We start from the raw sequence: 17,320 nt of genomic DNA, 5'->3' as shown, positions 1-17,320 counted from the left end.
TAAACCAAACAACTAAATGCTCGGTTGCCAAGGACCTTTTAAATTTTGATATTCAATATCTTGGACAATTCCTTTTTCATCAAAAATAACACCATGAATCGAACCGCCAAATACTCCGCCGCCATCGATTCCAATTTTATGATCTGAAAACCAAAGATTCGTTGTTTGCATATCCCCATGGAGCATTGGAGTAATAGTATGACCAAAAACAATGGTTTTCCCAGTCTGATTTTTACCTTTATGAAACGCTTCTCTAATCCAAATAAAATCATGCGGACTAGTCTTTTTCCAATCTTGTTTTTCTAAATCAACTCCTGCGTGAACAAAGATATAATTATGCCACTCATAAAATAATGGACGTTCCATCAAAAAATTAATTAACTCCTTGTAATGGCTACGAATCATCATCGCTATTTCAGTTGGTGAATATTCTTCAATCGCTCCTTTATGTAGTAAACTTTCCATCGTTTCTTTTCCGCCATTATGAACATAACTTGGAAACCAATCTTCAGGACTATTCAAAAATTGTAAAAAATATTCTTCATGATTCCCTCGCAAATAAATGGCACCATATTTTTCAACTAATTCTTTTCCACGCAAAAAACATTGTTTTGTTCTCGGCCCTCGATCATTTAAATCACCAATCAGAACAAGTTGATGCTGTTGTTCATCAAAATCCTCTAAGAGCTTTTCAAAAAGATCATATTCTCCATGAATATCACCAATGGCATATAGATATTTTTTCAATTTTCTTCACTCCCCTACACTTGTTTATTTAATTATAGACTATTTTAAAGTACTAGCAATATAAATCCCATGATCCATTCAAGCAAAAAAATATATATTCAATTCTTAAAAATGGCTACTTTTGATCGCATCTTATTGGTTCGCTACATACTTTTCACAAAACTCCAAGTATTCTTTATCAATTAATAAATACTTAGGTACCATTAATCCAACTATATTAATTAATAGATTAGATTGAGCAATGGCGGAATTGATCATTTGATGGTCAACCTTATTGATTATTTTAGTATCTAATAGTTTGGCCTTTACATTGTCCTCATAAACTTGAATCGTTTCTTTTGAATCCACATTTTTATCATTTTCAGCTAAAATGAGAGCAATGGGTTGACTTGTTTCCTTAAGATCTTCAGTAATATCCACTTCCATATTTCTTTTTACAAATTGATATCGATTCTCTGTCATAGTATCAGTTCCACCATTTCTTTTATAAATATCGAATGTATCAGATTTTTTTATTATTTCAACATCACTTTTAAAATTCTGTTGCGCTTCCTTTAATGATTCATTGTTATCTTTTGCTTGCCAAATAGTATTATACTCCCCTTGCCTAATCCAATTGATAGCTGGTGCAACAAGAAGAGCAAAATCAATAGTATTTTTAGAATCATTCATCACTTTTGGGACTACCCATCCCGCTTGACTTGCACCCCAAAGTCCAATACTTTTTGTTACATCTCTGTGCTCTGATTTCAACCAACTGATTACTTGTGAGACTTCGTTTGCTCGATCATTCATAGATTGACTTAACCAGTTTCCTGACGACCCGCCAACACCTAACTTATCCCAGGAAATTGAAACATACCCCTGCTTAGCAAATCGTTCCATTAAAGGATAATAACCACCATCTTGAGTTGCCAACTGAGCTCCATCTCCATGAACAAAAATAATCACTCCTTTTATTTTTTTCTTTTTAGGAAAGGTCATTACCGCCGATAGATTGCCTCCCGTTGTTGAAATAGAAACTTTTTCTTCCGTCATTTGATAATTATTTCCAACTAGAAAAATGCCAAATAGGAAGATAACACAAAGAAAAATAATCCATATTATTTTTTTCATATTATTCAATCCATTCCATAAAATACCAGCTAGTAATACCTGTTAAATAGTTACCACTTCTGCTAGTCATTTTATTCTTTATTTGAAATAGCTGTTTCTTATATAAATTTATTGCAATCTTATTTTCTTTTGCTACATATAAAGTAATTTTGTTTTTAGAATTCATTTTTTTACACTGTAGAATCAATGCTTTTCCGATGCCATTTCCTCTAAATTTAGGAGAAACAGTAAGAAAATCTATATACGTTTCATTTCGTTTAGGTTTATGTTCTAAAAAAAATAGGAAAATATATAATTTTAATCGTTTGCAAAAGCTTAAAAAAATAAGGAGACTTTTTTCAATTGAAATTCTTTGAGTCTTTTTATTAGTAAAATAGAGACAACCACAAATATTGCCATTATTATGAGCAATCAATAAATTGTTAGGGGAAGATTTGCAGAGACACTCACTTAATGCATATGCAATTTTTTCTACTTCTATTTTAGTAAAAAAAGCGTGTGTAAATTTCGCTTCAAATCCATAAATCACTAACTCTGCAATCGAAATAACCAGTTTGTTGTGTTCAAAATAGGAAGCGGGGTTAATAGAGATTGTCATAATTTTACCTCAATCGTGTAGAGCATTTTAGAATTATAAGCTAACGAACAATGAATATTTTCAAAAATAAGTAGATCTTTGTAACTATATTTTTTTAAGGTTACTAGTGGATCGCTTAAAAACAATTGAATTTGTTCTAAAAGCATCGCTTCATCATCAACAACGAATGTTTTTGAAATATACGTTCCAGACAGAATTGGAAAATCAAAATCTTGAATCGAACCTTTTGTATATGCAACAAGTTGCATTTCTTCCGAAAATAAATAATAAATTTCTTGTAAGTTATCAAAATTTTCATCAGTAGCTATTTTTAAATAATCAATTTCATTTTCTGAAAGAAACTGATTTGAGAGAACATTAAGGTACCGATCTGGATATTCTAAAAAAACAATTTCATCTAATTGATATCTTTCTTTAGCTATATTTATCTGACTTACCAATTGTTTAATTTCGTTAAGTTCCTTAATTTTTAATTCAATATTTTTTTCTACTTTGGACAGTTCTTCATCAATCGTTTCATTCTCCAAAATATTTTTTATTGCCTCAATCGATAATCCAATATCCCTAAATATAATAATTTGATATAAACGGTAAATATCTGATTCATCAAATAATTGATACCCATTCTGTTCAACCTTACTTGTAGTTAAAATATCTTGTTCAATGTAATATCTAATTTTGTATTTAGTGATATTAAAAAGTTTCGCCAGTTGTCCGGTTGTAAGTAACTTCATCTGCTTCACTCCTAATCTGTATCACCAGTATAAACCATGTGGTAACCACATAGTCAATAAGTTTTTTTAGCGAGTTTGAAAAAATGGATTTTACCAAATATTTAGTCCTATTAGTATTTTAAAGATAAAAAACTCAATTTATTCCTAAATGAAAAAAACATGATAAATATTTTCTCAGTCCAGACCAAGAATAAAATATCTATCATGTTTTTTAGTTTTAAACTATTAAATCTGAAAGCAATTTAATCAATTTGAATCGTTTCTCGACTATTCATTCCTAAAATTACAATCGCTTCTGAAAAATGAATTTCATATAATTCTAGCATTGCTCCCGCTTGTTCAATATTTTCTGCATAACTTGGAATTTTAGCAATCCATTGTTCAGCAACATCAAAGACTGTTTGTTGACTTTTTTTGACTTTTCCGTAATGAACTCGAACATGATTTGGTGTTCCTACTGGAATCGTTGTAAAAGAAACATTTGGATTTTGTTCAAATTCCGCAATTTTTTCATTTCCTTTAAATGTTGAAAAGAACACACATTTCTTCGTTTCATCATAGAAAAAGTTTACAATACGAACATTGGGAATTTCACCTACACAGGTTGCTAAGGCCATTTCATCTTGCCCAGCCATCATTTCAAGAAATTTTTCTTTTGTATCATTCATCATCATTTTACCCCTTTATTTTTATAATTGTCTGATTGACAAATTCATTCTAGCAAAAGAACCCTGACAACTGACTGTCAAGGTTTAGAAAAATAGTTGATTAATTTAGCATTTAACTGTTTCTGATTTTTAATATCGTCAACTTTTTAATTGTAAAAAATTTGACCATTGCGACGATAGTTTATATCTGGTCTTCCTTCACGATAATTGATTAAGCGAGCAACCGCATAAAAATAATCAGAAAGGCGGTTAAGAAAAATCAACGCTTCACAATTAATTTCTTCCTCTTCTTGAACCCGAACAACGCATCGTTCCGCTCTTCTAGCCACAGTTCTAGCCATATGTAATAAACTTGCAATTGGACAACCACTTGGTAAAATAAACTCTTTTAATTCTGGCGGAATACTGCTATATTTATCAATGCGCTCCTCTAACCATACTATCATTTCAGCTGTTGTCCGATAACCTTTAGAGCTATTAGGTGTTGCCAAATCAGTCCCACAATCAAATAAAATTTGTTGAATTTCTTTTAATTCTTTTTGAATTTCTCGATAGGTTTGCATTTGACTCAGAATATAACCAATCAAAGAATTTAGTTCATCAATTGTGCCATAGGCTTCCACTCTATCAGAAGCCTTGCTTCGTTTTTCGCCACCAATGATGCTTGTTTGACCTTTGTCACCTGTTTTAGTATAAAGTTTCATCTTAAGAATTCTCCTTATTTTCTAAATACTCACGTAATTCCTTAATTCCTTGATCCGCAACTGATGAGACCTGAAAAATTTCTCTGGCACCTGCAAGCTGTAATTGCTTTTTTACTAGCTCAATTTCTGATTCTGTAGCTAAATCGATTTTGGTAATCACACCAATACAGGGTTTGGTAAAAGCTGAGGTAAAAAGAGGGGAAAAGGTTTGCTTTTTATCAATCGCACTAGCTAATAAAACAATAACTTGAGCGGAAACAGCTGTCGTCAACAACGCACTATAATAATTACGATGTTCAATAAATTCACCTGGTGTATCAATAATTTGATCATGGAATTCAACTGCCTGTGTTTTATTATAGGTTAGTTCTTTTCCTTGTAGTTTCTGCAAAAGAGTTGTTTTACCACAACCAATTGCTCCAACAAAAATAACTTTCTTCATCTTATCCTCTCCAAATAATTGTTCTATTTCTAGTAAAAATTCAAAGATAGCTTAAAAATTAGGCAGTGTCAGAAAAAGTTAAGAAATTCAAATTCTCCAATAGTTTTCAGACACTCCCTAATTACTTATCCAATTTTTAAGTTGTCTTTGATTTATTGATTTTGCCAATCCGCAGGATAAGTAACATAAACAAAACGAGCATTTCCAGTAACCGAAAATTGAATGTTACTTCCTTTTGGAATTAGTATTATTTCGCCAGGTCCAGCTGAAATTTTCCGTCCTTCAATCAAAACATCTAGTTGACCTTCAATAATATAGTCGATTTCATCGTACTCTAGTAACCAATCGAAAGTAGTATCTTCCATTACCATAAGTCCACAACCTAAACGAGGACTTTCTGCTAGAGACACTAAATCTTTACAATAAACTTTATGAGCTGGATTACCAGTATCTAAGCGATCTTCCTCTGAAACATTTAATTCTGGTAATTTAATCGCTAAAATCCCACTTGGATCAACAATTTTTGTTAAATTAGCTTTTGCAAATAGTTGTTCAGTCAACACTTCTCGAACGATTGAACGAATGGTTTCTTCATTTAGATTATTCATACTTGTCTACCTACTTTGCTTCTTTTTTTAACATACGATTCGCCATAAAAATAGCGACTACAACTGCCGTTACACCACCAACCAGTTTCCCAACGATCATTGGAAAAATCATTTCTTTTGCGACACCAGCAGTGAACCCTAAGTGATCTCCCAATACAAAAGCAGCTGATACTGCAAAAGCGACATTAATTATTTTTCCTTTTGGATCCATATCTTTCATCATTTGGAACATTGGGATACTATTTGCCAAAGTTGCGACCATTCCAGCAGCTGCGACGTCATTCATTCCTAATAGTTCCCCTAATTTCATCAAAGGTTTATTGAATACTTTGGTAATCACAAAGACTAAACAAAAAGCACCAGCTAATGTTAAAGCAATACCACCAACTACTTCAATTCCTTCTGAAATTGGAGTAATTCCTTCGATTACTGTAATTCCTACTAATAATTGCAATGCACCTAAGACTAGTCCCACTGTTGCTACCATTACAACAATTTTACCGAATATGGTAAATCCTTTAATCATTGCATCTGGTTTTAGCCAAAGACCAATCATGATCAAAATAGCAACAAGTAAAATAGGAACTAAGTTTTTTAATAACATAACGACTGGAAAACCAGCTATTAAACCTCCGACAAAGCAACCGATTGGAATCGTGATTAAGCCAGATAAAACACCTGTTGCCAAATATTTTTGGTCTTCTTTTTCAATAATTCCTAATGCTACTGGAATCGTAAAGACAATTGTTGGTCCCATCATCGCCCCTAAAATCGTTCCAGCAAATAACCCGACTTGTGGATCTTGTGCTAATTCTACAGCCAATGAAAACCCGCCCATGTCATTAGCTAATAAAGTAGTTGCAAACATGGCTGGATCAGCTCCTAATGCAGTATACAAGGGAACCACAACTGGTTTTAAAAATGTAGCTAAAACAGGAGCTAATGTAATAATCCCAACCATCGATAGTGTCAGAGCGCCCATTGCCATGATTCCTTCTTCAAATTGCTCCCCTAAACCAAACTTATTTCCAATACATTTATCAATGGCCCCTAATACCATAAAAAATGCAATAATATACATAATAATTTCGTTGATACTCATCTATATCTCATCCTCATTTCTACTCATTCATTTCAACTGAATCAATGATTCCTATAATCACCGCATCCACAGGAATCTCTGAATTTTCTAATGACATTCTGGCAGAACTACCTGTAGAAACCAAAACTAAATCATCGATTCCAGCTCCAGCATTATCTGCAGCGACAAGCGAATTATGAGGTCCATGGTATTCATCTAATTCAACAACTAAAAACTTTAATCCATTTAACTTTTCGTCTTTTCTGGTTGCCCATAAACTCCCTTTTACACGACCGATGAACATTTAAATCCCTCATTTCTCATCTATTATACGAATATTGATTCTCTGTTCTCGAAGATAATCTTTTGCATAGTCTGTTAGTTTAACTGTACTTGAAAGTTCTAGTGTTGATGCTGGATTCAAGTTTAACGTAAGAAGTTCATGATACGTAAGAATTTTTTTATCTGTTAGAATTTCATAAGGAGGTGAGCAATGGTTCAAAATGGGTTCTTCCTTTAACTCAGAAAGAGCCATAAACTTTGCTCCATAACGATGAAATTGCTTTTCGAATTCTTGAATTTTTTGTTTCAGCCCGTATCTTCCTTGTTTTAGTAAGGATAGATAGGTTCTACCTTCTTTGATAATCAGAAAATCGTCTCCTGCTTTAATTGCTTCAACAATCATTTTTTCTGTTTCATTTTGTGGATGAAACTGTAAACTATTGACTAAATTCTCAAAAGAAATTTCGGTTAAAATGACTAACTTCCTTTTTTTACTTTTTTGCTGTTTTTGTAAGTAGTTAAACGTCTCATTAGAAATAAATGATTGATTATTCCCTAATAAAATCACTTTTTGAGTCATTCGTTGTACTTGTAGTCGTTCCATGACTTTTGCTGTCACACGTTCCACTAATTGTTCAAATTCAAGTGTCTTCATTCTTTATCCCTACTTTACAATATAGCCACGAACTCCTTTTTTAAAAGAGCAGGCATTCGCTTCATCATAGTCAATATGCATTGCTGTCGCAAATTTATCACTAACTCTAATCACTACATCATCAAAAATCAATGCCCGTTGTTCACTATTGATTCGTACTTTCACGATTTGACCTTGACTAAGATTCCATTTTATAGCATCTTCTGACGATACATGAACATGTCTTTTAGCAATAATCAAGCCTTTTTCCAATGAAACAACTCGATCATTATTAATCAATACAATCCCAGGTGTTCCTTCAATATCGCCACTTTCTCGAACCAATACTTTTTTCCCTAAAGTTAACGCATCCGTTCCAGATATTTCAACTTGGGAAGCAGCTCTCGCTGGCCCTAAAATAACTACATTATGAAGTGCCCCTTTTGGTCCTAATACCGTTATTCGTTCTTTAGCCGCAAATTGTCCCGGTTGGGATAGATATCTATCAATCGTCAATTCATACCCTTTACCAAATAAAGCCTCAATGTGTTCTTGAGATAGATGAACATGACGACCACTCGCTTCTACTAAAAAACCTTGTTCTTCACTCAATTTTGCGACAACTTGTTCTACCAAATTATCAATCAATTGTTCATTCATTACATGTTTCACCTCTGCTACTTTTTTCCCTTAATTCTTAAAAAGAGATTGATCAAATGATACTTTAAACACAATTATTTTTCGTTTGAAAAAAAGGAGCATTCGATCAACATTTTATTGTTCAAACAATGCTCCTTTTTCCAAACGTTCAACGTTTGATTACTATAAAAATCGTATAGGTTAAATCAGTTAACTATTTTCAAGCGTTCAGGTAATTATTTTACTGGTGGTAAAATAGCATCTACTTCAGTATGTGGACGTGGAATTACATGAACAGATAATAAATCTCCAACACGCTCAGCCGCTGCTGCTCCAGCATCAACTGCTGCTTTCACCGCACCAACATCACCACGTACCATAACTGTAACTAATCCGCCACCCACTTGTTCTTTACCAATCAATGTTACATTTGCCGCTTTTACCATGGCATCTGCTGCCTCAATTGCTCCTACCAATCCTTTTGTTTCAATCATTCCTAATGCATTTGCGTTCATAATATAATTCCTCCTAAAGTATTGTTTTTGTTTTTTTGTTAAATGAGTAAAAATTATTTATTTACATAATATTAAATAATATTATTGTAACTTTGCTAAAATCCGTTCAACGATAGTATCTACAAGTTGCGCTTCATTAATTGGCGCAATTGTTGTTGTAACAGGTGTGTTTTCTCTTAAATCTTCTAATTCGCGGACTCCGTACGCGATTCTACGAATATTGAATAAATTTTCTGGACTAATATTATCAGAAGTAGAACTTCCCCCTACTGCTCCACAACCCAATGTCAGTGCAGGTGCTAGATTTGTAGTCGCTCCGATTCCACCTAAGGCTCCTGGTGTATTGACTAGTACTCTGGAAACAGGTTTTTTCAACCCAAATTCACGAATAATTTGATCATCTTGAGAATGAATCATCATTGTATGTCCTGCACCTTCTTGGTAAAGAATATCCATTGATAATTCACACGCTTCTTCCCAATTATTGACGGTATAGAAGGCTAAAATTGGCGCCAGTTTTTCGCGTGAATAAGGAACTTTTGGTCCGACTTGTGTTTCTTCCGCAATCAAGACACGAGCTTCTTGTGGAATACTCAAACCAGTCAATTGTGCAATCGTTTGAACAGATTTCCCAACGATTTGCGGATTCATACTACCATTTGTACGCATAATATATTTCCCTAATGTCTCTGCTTCTGTTTTTGACAAGAAGTACGCGTCTTGTTTTTTTAACTCGTTAATGACAGTTTCTCGATTACTGTTTTCAACGATAATTGACTGTTCTGAAGCACAAATTGTGCCATTATCAAATGTTTTCGAATCTAAAATTCGTTTTACTGCTAAAGGAATATCTGCACTTTTTTCAATATAAGCTGGTCCGTTTCCTGGGCCAACACCAATAGCTGGTGTGCCTGAAGAATAAGCCGCTTTAACCATTGCTGAACCACCCGTTGCTAAAATTAGATCGGTATCACGATGCTTCATCAATTCATCCGTTCCTTGCATCGTTGGCGTTTGCATACAACCAATCGCCCCTTTAGGACAGCCTGCTTGTTCCGCCGCTTCAGAAATAATTTTGATGGTTTCTAAGATGGCTCCAAGCGCATTCGGATGTGGTGAAAAGACAATCGCATTTCCTGCCTTGATTGAAATCAAGGCTTTATATATAACAGTTGAAGTTGGATTTGTTGACGGAATCAATCCAGCTACCACACCAACAGGTACAGCGATATCAATTATTTTTTTCTCTTGATCTTCTTTTAAAATACCGACAGTTTTCATGTCTTTGATATAATCCCATACAAATTTTGAAGCAAAGCTATTTTTGACAATTTTATCTTGCCATAATCCAAAACCAGTTTCTTCACTTGCCATTTTGGCTAGTTTTTCACGATTTTCATATGCAGCTTGCGCAATCGCTTCACAGATCTGATTAATTTGTGCTTGAGACATTTTGGCTAATGTCTGTTGTGCTTTTTTAGCAGAGGTCAATAGATCTCTCACTTCTTGGATTGAAGCTAAATCTTTATCCAGTGTTTTCATCCGTTACGCTCCTCTACTTTTTCTTCTGATCTTTCTTCTCTTTTGCTTTGTTTTCTTTTTTCTTCTTTTTTGGGCTTTTATTTTCTACGATTACTTCTTGTTCTATTACTGGTTCTTCGATTTCGATTACTTCAATATCCACAATTGTTTCACTTTCAATCGAACTTTCAACGGTCGTTTTAGTTTCTTCTCTATCATCTAATAATAAGTTTTGCACAGCAGGATCCATTCGAGCAATCACATGACTTGCTCTTAAACAGTTTAGCTTCTCTGCTACCATTTTCCCCGCATCCACTGCGGCAGTAATTGCTGCTACATCGCCGACTAACTCAATCGTTGTAATTCCACCTTTGACTTTTTCAGAGCGTAAAAGTTGAACATTAGCAGCTTTTAAAGCCGCGTCTGCTGCACTGATTGCACCTAAATAACCTGTTACTTCAATCATTCCTAAAGCTTCTATCATTTTGACTTTTCACCATCCTTTAATAAGTGGTTGGATTTTCTGCCACCATCATTACTGCTTCTGCAAATGCATCACAAGCTGCTTTACAAGCTGATTGACTTCCACTTAATAAAGCTCCACCGAAATTAGTTTCAGATGGCGGACCATAAAAAGCAGCAACTTCAACATCTGCTGCTTTTAAGGCAGCATCCAAGGCATACATTGACTCTAATGGGGGAGCAATTAGATAGGCGATAGCCGAACCTTCTTCAATATTTGCTTCTTTTGACAAATGTGTTCCCGTTCGAGAAACACAATGAGCAAAGTAAGGAACTGAATTATCATCGTTTGCACTATAAAAACTTGGCCCCGATTCGATTTCTTGAACAATGACTGCTAAGCCACTTTTGACTTCTGCTGGACTAGGTCCTGCAATAATGCCAATCACTTCACCAGCTAATTTAGTTGTTGCATTATCCACGCCACCATAAAAGCTTTTTGCATAAACAACTTCTACAGCAGCTGCTTTCGTTGCTTCATCTAAGGCAACATACGTAACATCATCGCAATTGGAAGTCACTAAACCTAAACTACGATGCTCAGGTTTTAAATCTAGAGATTTGGCCATTGAAGGCGCTACATTTGAGATAACTTTTACACTTAGTACATCTGCTCCTAAACGCTCATTTTTCATCGTTGCATTTCCTCCTTATTCAACTTCTTTTAAGTCAATACCAGATTTTTTATGTTCTAACATTTTGTGGATCAATTCAGCAATATACGCACCTGCTTCTACTGCCGGTGTCCCACCCTTATGAATATTCGAAATGACCGTTCTTCTTGCTTCTGGCATACCCACTGTTGGTTTATAGGCTAAATAAGCACTCATTGATTCTGCTGTTACTAATCCTGGACGTTCTCCAATCAAGTAGCATACCACTTCCGCATCCGTTAATTCACCAATTTGATCCATTGCAGGTACTCTTGCATGTTTGATAAAAACAACAGAATCATCATCATAATCCAACCCAAACATTTTTAATCCTTGTTTAATTGAAGGGAGGATTTCTTTGATATTTGCTTCAATAGCCGCAGAACTTAATCCGTCACCTACAATTATTTGAACCTTTTGTTTTGGTTTAACTTTATTTTTGATTTTAGCAGTATTTTCTTCATCAAATTGACGTCCAAGATCAGGACGTGTTACATATTCGTCTTTATCACGACATTTAGTTGCTACATCAACAAAATTCATTTCTTTGATCAAGTCATCAGAAACATAGGAAAAAACTGCATCTTGAGCTGCTGCATGATCCGCTCTAAAACGAAGCATCGATTGTGTCTTATAGCGTGGACCACTTCTCCATAGTCCTAAACGAGCAGGTGTTTTAGCTTTCATTTTTAAGTAGCCTTCACGATCAGTTGGCTTTGGAACTAAAAATTGTTTACGAATATCAACTTCTGTAATATCATCAATCATGCCATCTTCAACTTGGGTTTGAACAGCTGAATAAGGTTGTTTTTCAATTGGCTCAATGGCTGTCGAACCTGTTGTTGTTGCATTAGTATCTGTCATTTCTTCTAAAATCGACACGATCATCGTTTTGATTTCATTTTTGTCCATCATTTATCTTTTTCACTCCCTTATTTTTTTAAGAATACTGAAGCATCACCAGCTAAATCGGTCAATTGCCCATTTGCCATGAAGCCCATTTTTTCTAGCCATTCTTCAAATTCTTTGATTGGACGTTTATTCAACATCGTACGGATCGTAGCCGTTTCATGATAACCAGTTGTTTGATAGTTCAACATCACATCATCACCATGAGGGATCCCCATCACAAAGTTGACTCCTGCAGTACCCAATAATGTCAATAAGTTTTCTGCATCATTTTGATCGGCCTTCATATGATTGGTATAACAAACATCACACCCCATTGAAATACCAGATAATTTACCCATAAAGTGATCTTCTAAACCTGCTCGTATTACCTGTTTTGAATCATATAAATATTCTGGTCCAATAAAACCAACAACTGTGTTGACCATAAATGGATCAAATCGTTTAGCAAAGCCATAACATCTAGCTTCCATCGTCACTTGATCCACACCATAGTGGGCATCTGATGAAAGCTCAGAACCTTGTCCCGTTTCGAAATACATTACATTTGGACCCACAACTTGACCTTGTTGCAAAGCTAAATGTTTCGCTTCAGCAATATCATTGGCATTAAAACCAAAAGCCGTATTTCCTTTTTCAGAACCTGCAATCGATTGGAAAACTAGTCCAGTTGGCGCTCCTTGTCTAATTGCTTCCATTTGTGTTTTGACATGAGCTAAAACACAGGTTTGAGTAGGAATTTGCCATTCACTACGAAATTCCTCAAATTTATTCAAAATACGTTTAACACTTTCAGTCGAATCATCTACCGGATTAAGACCAATCACAGCGTCTCCAATCCCATAAGATAAACCTTCCATCACACTTGCCATGATGCCATCGACATCATCAGTTGGATGGTTGGGTTGTAAACGAACGGAAAAACGTCCTGCTTCACCAATGGTTGTGTTGGCAGTTTTAATAATATGAATTTTTTGTGCTGCATAAATCAAATCTAAATTAGACATCAATTTAGTTACCGCGGCAATCATTTCAGATGTTAATCCACGAGCGATTTGTTTAATCTCAAAATCTGTTGTTTTGAAATCTAACAACCATTCACGTAACTCTTCTACTGTCCAATGTTTGATTTGGTTATAGGCACGTTGATTGATATCGTCGATAATAATCCTAGTTACTTCGTCTTCTTCATAAGGAACTGCAGGATGATTAAATAAATCCTCCATCGTCAATTGTGCTAAAACAACTTTCGCCGCTACACGTTGCTCTGATGATGCTGCGGCTACACCTGCTAAACGATCCCCTGATTTTTCTTCATTGGCTTTTGCCATAACGTCCATCACAGAATTAAATTGATAAACGGTTCCAAACAATTTTGTTTTTAAAATCATGAATTTAAAAGCCTCCTCTATACTTACTATTTATAATTAGAAAACTTGTGTGTTACTCAAACACTAAAGTTTTAACTACCACTGGTAAAACACTTCCCTGAACGATTGGTTTTCCAACATCTACATAATCCCCATTTTCCACTTGAATCCCATCAAGACAAACAAATGGATAATTTGAAGGTAAATAACGAAACAACGCTTGACCTAAAGCTTTTGCATTATCTTCTTGAACTATGATTAGCAACGGAATTTTTTCTTTAATTTGTCCTTGTAAACCTGCTACGATTGCCTGAGCAAGATCAGTGATTTCATGAAAGGTTGGATTACGTTTTCCATGTAATCCTAAAGCAATTATCTGCTCTTCGTTATCCGCTGTGTACCAAGCTGATTTTTCTTTGATAATGGTCGCTAACTCCGTACAATCTTTTTCTTCATCTACTTTAGCTAATTTACAAACGGGACTATTTTTGATTGGTAATGTATCTGGACGATAAGTGATTGTACTCCCACTCACTTTAGTCGTATGTGAACCTGCTCCAACTACAGTTGCTCTAATTGTTTCAACAGAAGGAATTACCTGTTTTGTTTTGAAAAGAAGCGAATAGAAAATTTCTTGTCCTAATAACAAACCAATATCTCCATATCTAAACATTTCCATCTGATCAGCATGAATACAATCAGCCACTCCGCCAGAAAAAGAGAGATGAGTAATTTCATTTTGCAAATTTAGCCCTTTATTAGTGATTAGTAATTCATAATAAGGATTCTGATCGCCAATCCCTACACTATTTTCAAGGACAGCAACTAAGGTATTTAAAATTGGCTGCAGTCGTTCTTTAGTCGCAATCATGCCTTCTTCGATTAACCACTTTTCTTGTTGAATAATTGTTTTCAATTTTGGCGCAATATAAGTAATTTTTTGCGTTATCGGATCGACTCGAACTAGTCGTCCGCCAATATCAAAACAAGCGGTATCCAATAAATCATCATCTTTAAAAACGGCAATATTCGTTGTTCCTCCACCAATATCTAGATTGGCGACTGTTGTATGGTATTCTTTTGAATACTTTTGTGCTCCTGCTCCTTTTCCTGCAATAATACTTTCAAGATCAGGTCCAGCAGTAGCAACAACAAAATCACCAGCATAGCCACTCATCGCTTGTAAAACAGAACTGGAATTATCTTTTCTAGCCGTCTCTCCTGTAATAATCACTGCGCCAATTTGAATCTCACTTTTTTGAATCCCAGACTTTAAATACTGTTGATCTAAAAAAGTTTTAATCCCTTCTACATCAATAATTTTCGGTTCTTTCAAAGGAGTAAAAATAATCTCACTGCGAAAAATCACTTCTTTATTTGTAATTTCGATTCTAGGGATCGTAAAAGCCGAAGCCATATTATTTACAGTTAGCTTTGAAATCACCATTTGGGTTGTTGACGTTCCTAGATCAATTCCAACACTTAGCATTGATTCAGGCATGTTTTCACATCCTTTCCGATACAAAAAGGCACTTAAAAAAACTCTTCACGAGATTTTTCAAGCGCCATTGCTTTACGTTTAAATAAACATCCTTGTTTATTCATTTATTTTATTTTTTAAAATAGAAAAAGGTTTTAGTTCCTAAATGATTTGAAGTAATTTTTATTTTTCCGCGTAACTTTTCTTTAACATAACTTTTTACTATTTGCATACCTAAATTATTCAATTCTTTTTTCTCAGTATCATAGCCAACGCCATCATCTTCAATTGAAATGTACACATAATCATTTTTTTGAGTAACATCTATATAGATATTCCCATGATTTCGACCGGTAAACGCATGGTCATAACAATTTTGCACTAATTCATTTACAACAAGGGCAATCGTTACAACAACATCGCTATTCAAAATCAACTCTTGGTCAATTGTTGTTTCAACATGAATATGATAAAGATTTTCATAACATCGATGCATATTTTCAATAACAGAATCCAATACTGACTTGAGTGAAATATTGTCTTCTAATTGTTTAGACAATAATTCATGCGTTCTCGCAATAGCCATAATCCGATACACACTTTCAGTTAACGCTTTTTTAGCTTCATCACTTGTTGATCTGCGCGCTTGGATATTTAAAATAGACACAACGCTTTGCAGATTGTTCTTCACCCGATGATGAATTTCTTTAATAACCTCTGCTTTATCACTGATTTCCGCTTCTTTTCTACGCACTTCAGTAATATCGTGAATAATCAAAGTCACCGTATTTTCATTCTCTTCAAAGATATATTTTAACTCAAAATACATATTCCCAAATTCTATCTCTTTTTTCATCGATGTTAGTTCGGGACTTCTTGATCTAAAATAAGTCAATTGTTCAAAAGTAGACATATCCAAAGACAAATTATCATAATGCATTCCTAAGATATCATCTAAATAACCAAATCCTTGATAGTACATTTCCGCCGCACGATTCATTTGAACCAAATAACCTTTTGGATTAAAAATCAAGATCCCTTCATCAATATTATCAGTCACAAAATCATTGGCTATGTTGGTTTTTTCGATAGTTTGAGAAGGTAAACAAGATTTCATTTGTTTATTTACAGAGTCTTCTACAATAACCACACCTATATTTTTTTGTTGATTGCGGATTGGATAAACACGTTGCCGAACCATGACATTTTCTTGAGAACGAGCTAAAAGGCCAATTGTATTTAAGGAAGTCTCAAAGGTTCGATAGACAGCCGCTTCATTTTTTCGCTCTGCTTTTTCACCAATCACGCTTTTTGAATAGAGTGAAGCTTTTGATACAGGCGCTCGTTGAAAGACAACAATCACATCTCCTGTTAAATCATTCATGACATCAATAAAAACGTCATTATCAGGATATAAATTTTTAGTGATGATTTGTTCTGCCTGAATAATTAATTCAGCAATATCCTCATTTGAAAGTTCCGTGTATTCTTGACAAAATGCTTTGATGCCTTTGCTATGCTCAATCATCAGCAATCACAAACATTTCTGCTATTTCAGCAATTGGACAACGTTTATTCATACTTAAATCTCTCAATAATTGATACGCTTGATCCTCTGATAGTTTCTGTTCATCCATGATAATTCCCTTAGCTTTTTCAATTAATTTTCTATCTGACAACTTTTTACTCAGTTTTTCAAGCGATTGCTCATATTCCCTTGCTTTCGTCCCTGTTGCAATTGCTACTTCGACCATCGGTGTTAATGACTTTTCCATAATCGGTTTAACTAAGTAACCACTTACACCATATTTTTTAGCTTTTTCGATATTTTCTTTATCACTATAGGCAGTCAATAAAATCACCGCTTTAGCATATTTTTCACTGATAATTTTTTTACTTGCTTTTAGACCATCTAATAGTGGCATACTGATATCCATAATAACTAAATCAGGGTGCTGTTGTTTACAAACTTCGATTGCTTCAATTCCATTTGCCGCTTCTCCTACTACATTGTAGCTTGCAGCTTCCAACATTCCCCGGATATCCATTCTGGTAATAGGTTCATCGTCGACAATGACAATTCTTCCGCTCATAATG

The 17,320-nt window shown here is 34.5% G+C and carries 21 protein-coding genes; all 21 read right to left on the bottom strand.

Going from position 1 to position 17,320, the window contains the following annotated elements:
* Positions 1-12: 12 nt before the first annotated feature.
* Positions 13-747, bottom strand: a complete 735-nt coding sequence (locus ACYSNW_RS03960) for a metallophosphoesterase (RefSeq protein WP_461743157.1) — start codon at positions 745-747, stop codon at positions 13-15.
* A gap of 132 nt (positions 748-879) precedes the next feature.
* On the bottom strand, positions 880-1,863 hold the full coding sequence (locus tag ACYSNW_RS03955; protein ID WP_461743156.1) for an alpha/beta hydrolase family protein: 984 nt from the start codon (positions 1,861-1,863) through the stop codon (positions 880-882).
* A 1-nt stretch (position 1,864) separates the two neighbouring features.
* Positions 1,865-2,461 (bottom strand): GNAT family N-acetyltransferase, encoded by a 597-nt coding sequence (locus ACYSNW_RS03950; RefSeq protein ID WP_461743155.1) that lies wholly within the window; start codon positions 2,459-2,461, stop codon positions 1,865-1,867.
* Positions 2,458-3,195, bottom strand: a complete 738-nt coding sequence (locus tag ACYSNW_RS03945) for a MerR family transcriptional regulator (protein WP_461743154.1) — start codon at positions 3,193-3,195, stop codon at positions 2,458-2,460. The genes ACYSNW_RS03950 and ACYSNW_RS03945 overlap by 4 nt, the downstream gene beginning before the upstream one ends.
* Before the next feature lie 242 nt (positions 3,196-3,437).
* Entirely contained in the window at positions 3,438-3,863 is a 426-nt protein-coding gene (locus ACYSNW_RS03940; protein WP_461743153.1) for a pyridoxamine 5'-phosphate oxidase family protein, read from the bottom strand.
* A 146-nt stretch (positions 3,864-4,009) separates the two neighbouring features.
* Complete coding sequence (locus ACYSNW_RS03935) at positions 4,010-4,567, bottom strand: cob(I)yrinic acid a,c-diamide adenosyltransferase (RefSeq protein ID WP_461743152.1); 558 nt, start codon at positions 4,565-4,567, stop codon at positions 4,010-4,012.
* A 1-nt stretch (position 4,568) separates the two neighbouring features.
* Positions 4,569-5,009, bottom strand: coding sequence for a EutP/PduV family microcompartment system protein (locus ACYSNW_RS03930; RefSeq protein WP_461743151.1), 441 nt, complete (start codon positions 5,007-5,009; stop codon positions 4,569-4,571).
* Positions 5,010-5,161: 152 nt separating this feature from the next.
* Entirely contained in the window at positions 5,162-5,617 is a 456-nt protein-coding gene (locus ACYSNW_RS03925; protein WP_461743150.1) for an AraC family ligand binding domain-containing protein, read from the bottom strand.
* Between the two features lie 10 nt (positions 5,618-5,627).
* Positions 5,628-6,719, bottom strand: a complete 1,092-nt coding sequence (eutH, locus tag ACYSNW_RS03920) for an ethanolamine utilization protein EutH (protein WP_461743149.1) — start codon at positions 6,717-6,719, stop codon at positions 5,628-5,630.
* A 19-nt stretch (positions 6,720-6,738) separates the two neighbouring features.
* Complete coding sequence (locus tag ACYSNW_RS03915) at positions 6,739-7,002, bottom strand: EutN/CcmL family microcompartment protein (RefSeq protein ID WP_461743148.1); 264 nt, start codon at positions 7,000-7,002, stop codon at positions 6,739-6,741.
* A 9-nt stretch (positions 7,003-7,011) separates the two neighbouring features.
* On the bottom strand, positions 7,012-7,635 hold the full coding sequence (locus ACYSNW_RS03910) for a hypothetical protein (RefSeq protein WP_461743147.1): 624 nt from the start codon (positions 7,633-7,635) through the stop codon (positions 7,012-7,014).
* A gap of 9 nt (positions 7,636-7,644) precedes the next feature.
* Positions 7,645-8,274 carry an ethanolamine utilization phosphate acetyltransferase EutD gene (gene eutD, locus ACYSNW_RS03905; RefSeq protein ID WP_461743146.1) on the bottom strand — a complete coding sequence of 210 codons (630 nt, stop codon included), beginning with the start codon at positions 8,272-8,274 and terminating at the stop codon, positions 7,645-7,647.
* A gap of 215 nt (positions 8,275-8,489) precedes the next feature.
* Positions 8,490-8,768 carry a BMC domain-containing protein gene (locus tag ACYSNW_RS03900; protein ID WP_211272478.1) on the bottom strand — a complete coding sequence of 93 codons (279 nt, stop codon included), beginning with the start codon at positions 8,766-8,768 and terminating at the stop codon, positions 8,490-8,492.
* Positions 8,769-8,849: 81 nt separating this feature from the next.
* Positions 8,850-10,310 (bottom strand): acetaldehyde dehydrogenase (acetylating), encoded by a 1,461-nt coding sequence (locus ACYSNW_RS03895; protein ID WP_461743145.1) that lies wholly within the window; start codon positions 10,308-10,310, stop codon positions 8,850-8,852.
* A gap of 13 nt (positions 10,311-10,323) precedes the next feature.
* Positions 10,324-10,773 carry a BMC domain-containing protein gene (locus tag ACYSNW_RS03890; protein ID WP_461743144.1) on the bottom strand — a complete coding sequence of 150 codons (450 nt, stop codon included), beginning with the start codon at positions 10,771-10,773 and terminating at the stop codon, positions 10,324-10,326.
* A gap of 19 nt (positions 10,774-10,792) precedes the next feature.
* Positions 10,793-11,446, bottom strand: a complete 654-nt coding sequence (gene eutL, locus ACYSNW_RS03885; protein ID WP_461743143.1) for an ethanolamine utilization microcompartment protein EutL — start codon at positions 11,444-11,446, stop codon at positions 10,793-10,795.
* 15 nt (positions 11,447-11,461) lie between these two features.
* Entirely contained in the window at positions 11,462-12,376 is a 915-nt protein-coding gene (gene eutC / locus ACYSNW_RS03880; protein ID WP_461743436.1) for an ethanolamine ammonia-lyase subunit EutC, read from the bottom strand.
* A gap of 20 nt (positions 12,377-12,396) precedes the next feature.
* Positions 12,397-13,764 carry an ethanolamine ammonia-lyase subunit EutB gene (locus tag ACYSNW_RS03875; protein ID WP_461743142.1) on the bottom strand — a complete coding sequence of 456 codons (1,368 nt, stop codon included), beginning with the start codon at positions 13,762-13,764 and terminating at the stop codon, positions 12,397-12,399.
* Between the two features lie 52 nt (positions 13,765-13,816).
* Positions 13,817-15,244 (bottom strand): ethanolamine ammonia-lyase reactivating factor EutA, encoded by a 1,428-nt coding sequence (gene eutA, locus ACYSNW_RS03870; RefSeq protein ID WP_461743141.1) that lies wholly within the window; start codon positions 15,242-15,244, stop codon positions 13,817-13,819.
* A 109-nt stretch (positions 15,245-15,353) separates the two neighbouring features.
* Positions 15,354-16,751 (bottom strand): sensor histidine kinase, encoded by a 1,398-nt coding sequence (locus ACYSNW_RS03865; protein WP_461743140.1) that lies wholly within the window; start codon positions 16,749-16,751, stop codon positions 15,354-15,356.
* The gene (locus ACYSNW_RS03860; protein ID WP_461743139.1) at positions 16,744-17,316 is read right to left on the bottom strand and encodes an ANTAR domain-containing response regulator; all 573 of its coding nucleotides are present in this window, start codon (positions 17,314-17,316) and stop codon (positions 16,744-16,746) included. The genes ACYSNW_RS03865 and ACYSNW_RS03860 overlap by 8 nt, the downstream gene beginning before the upstream one ends.
* Positions 17,317-17,320: the final 4 nt, after the last annotated feature.

Source organism: Enterococcus sp. LJL99, from assembly GCF_054871725.1.
This window is presented reverse-complemented; position numbering and strand designations above follow the sequence as displayed.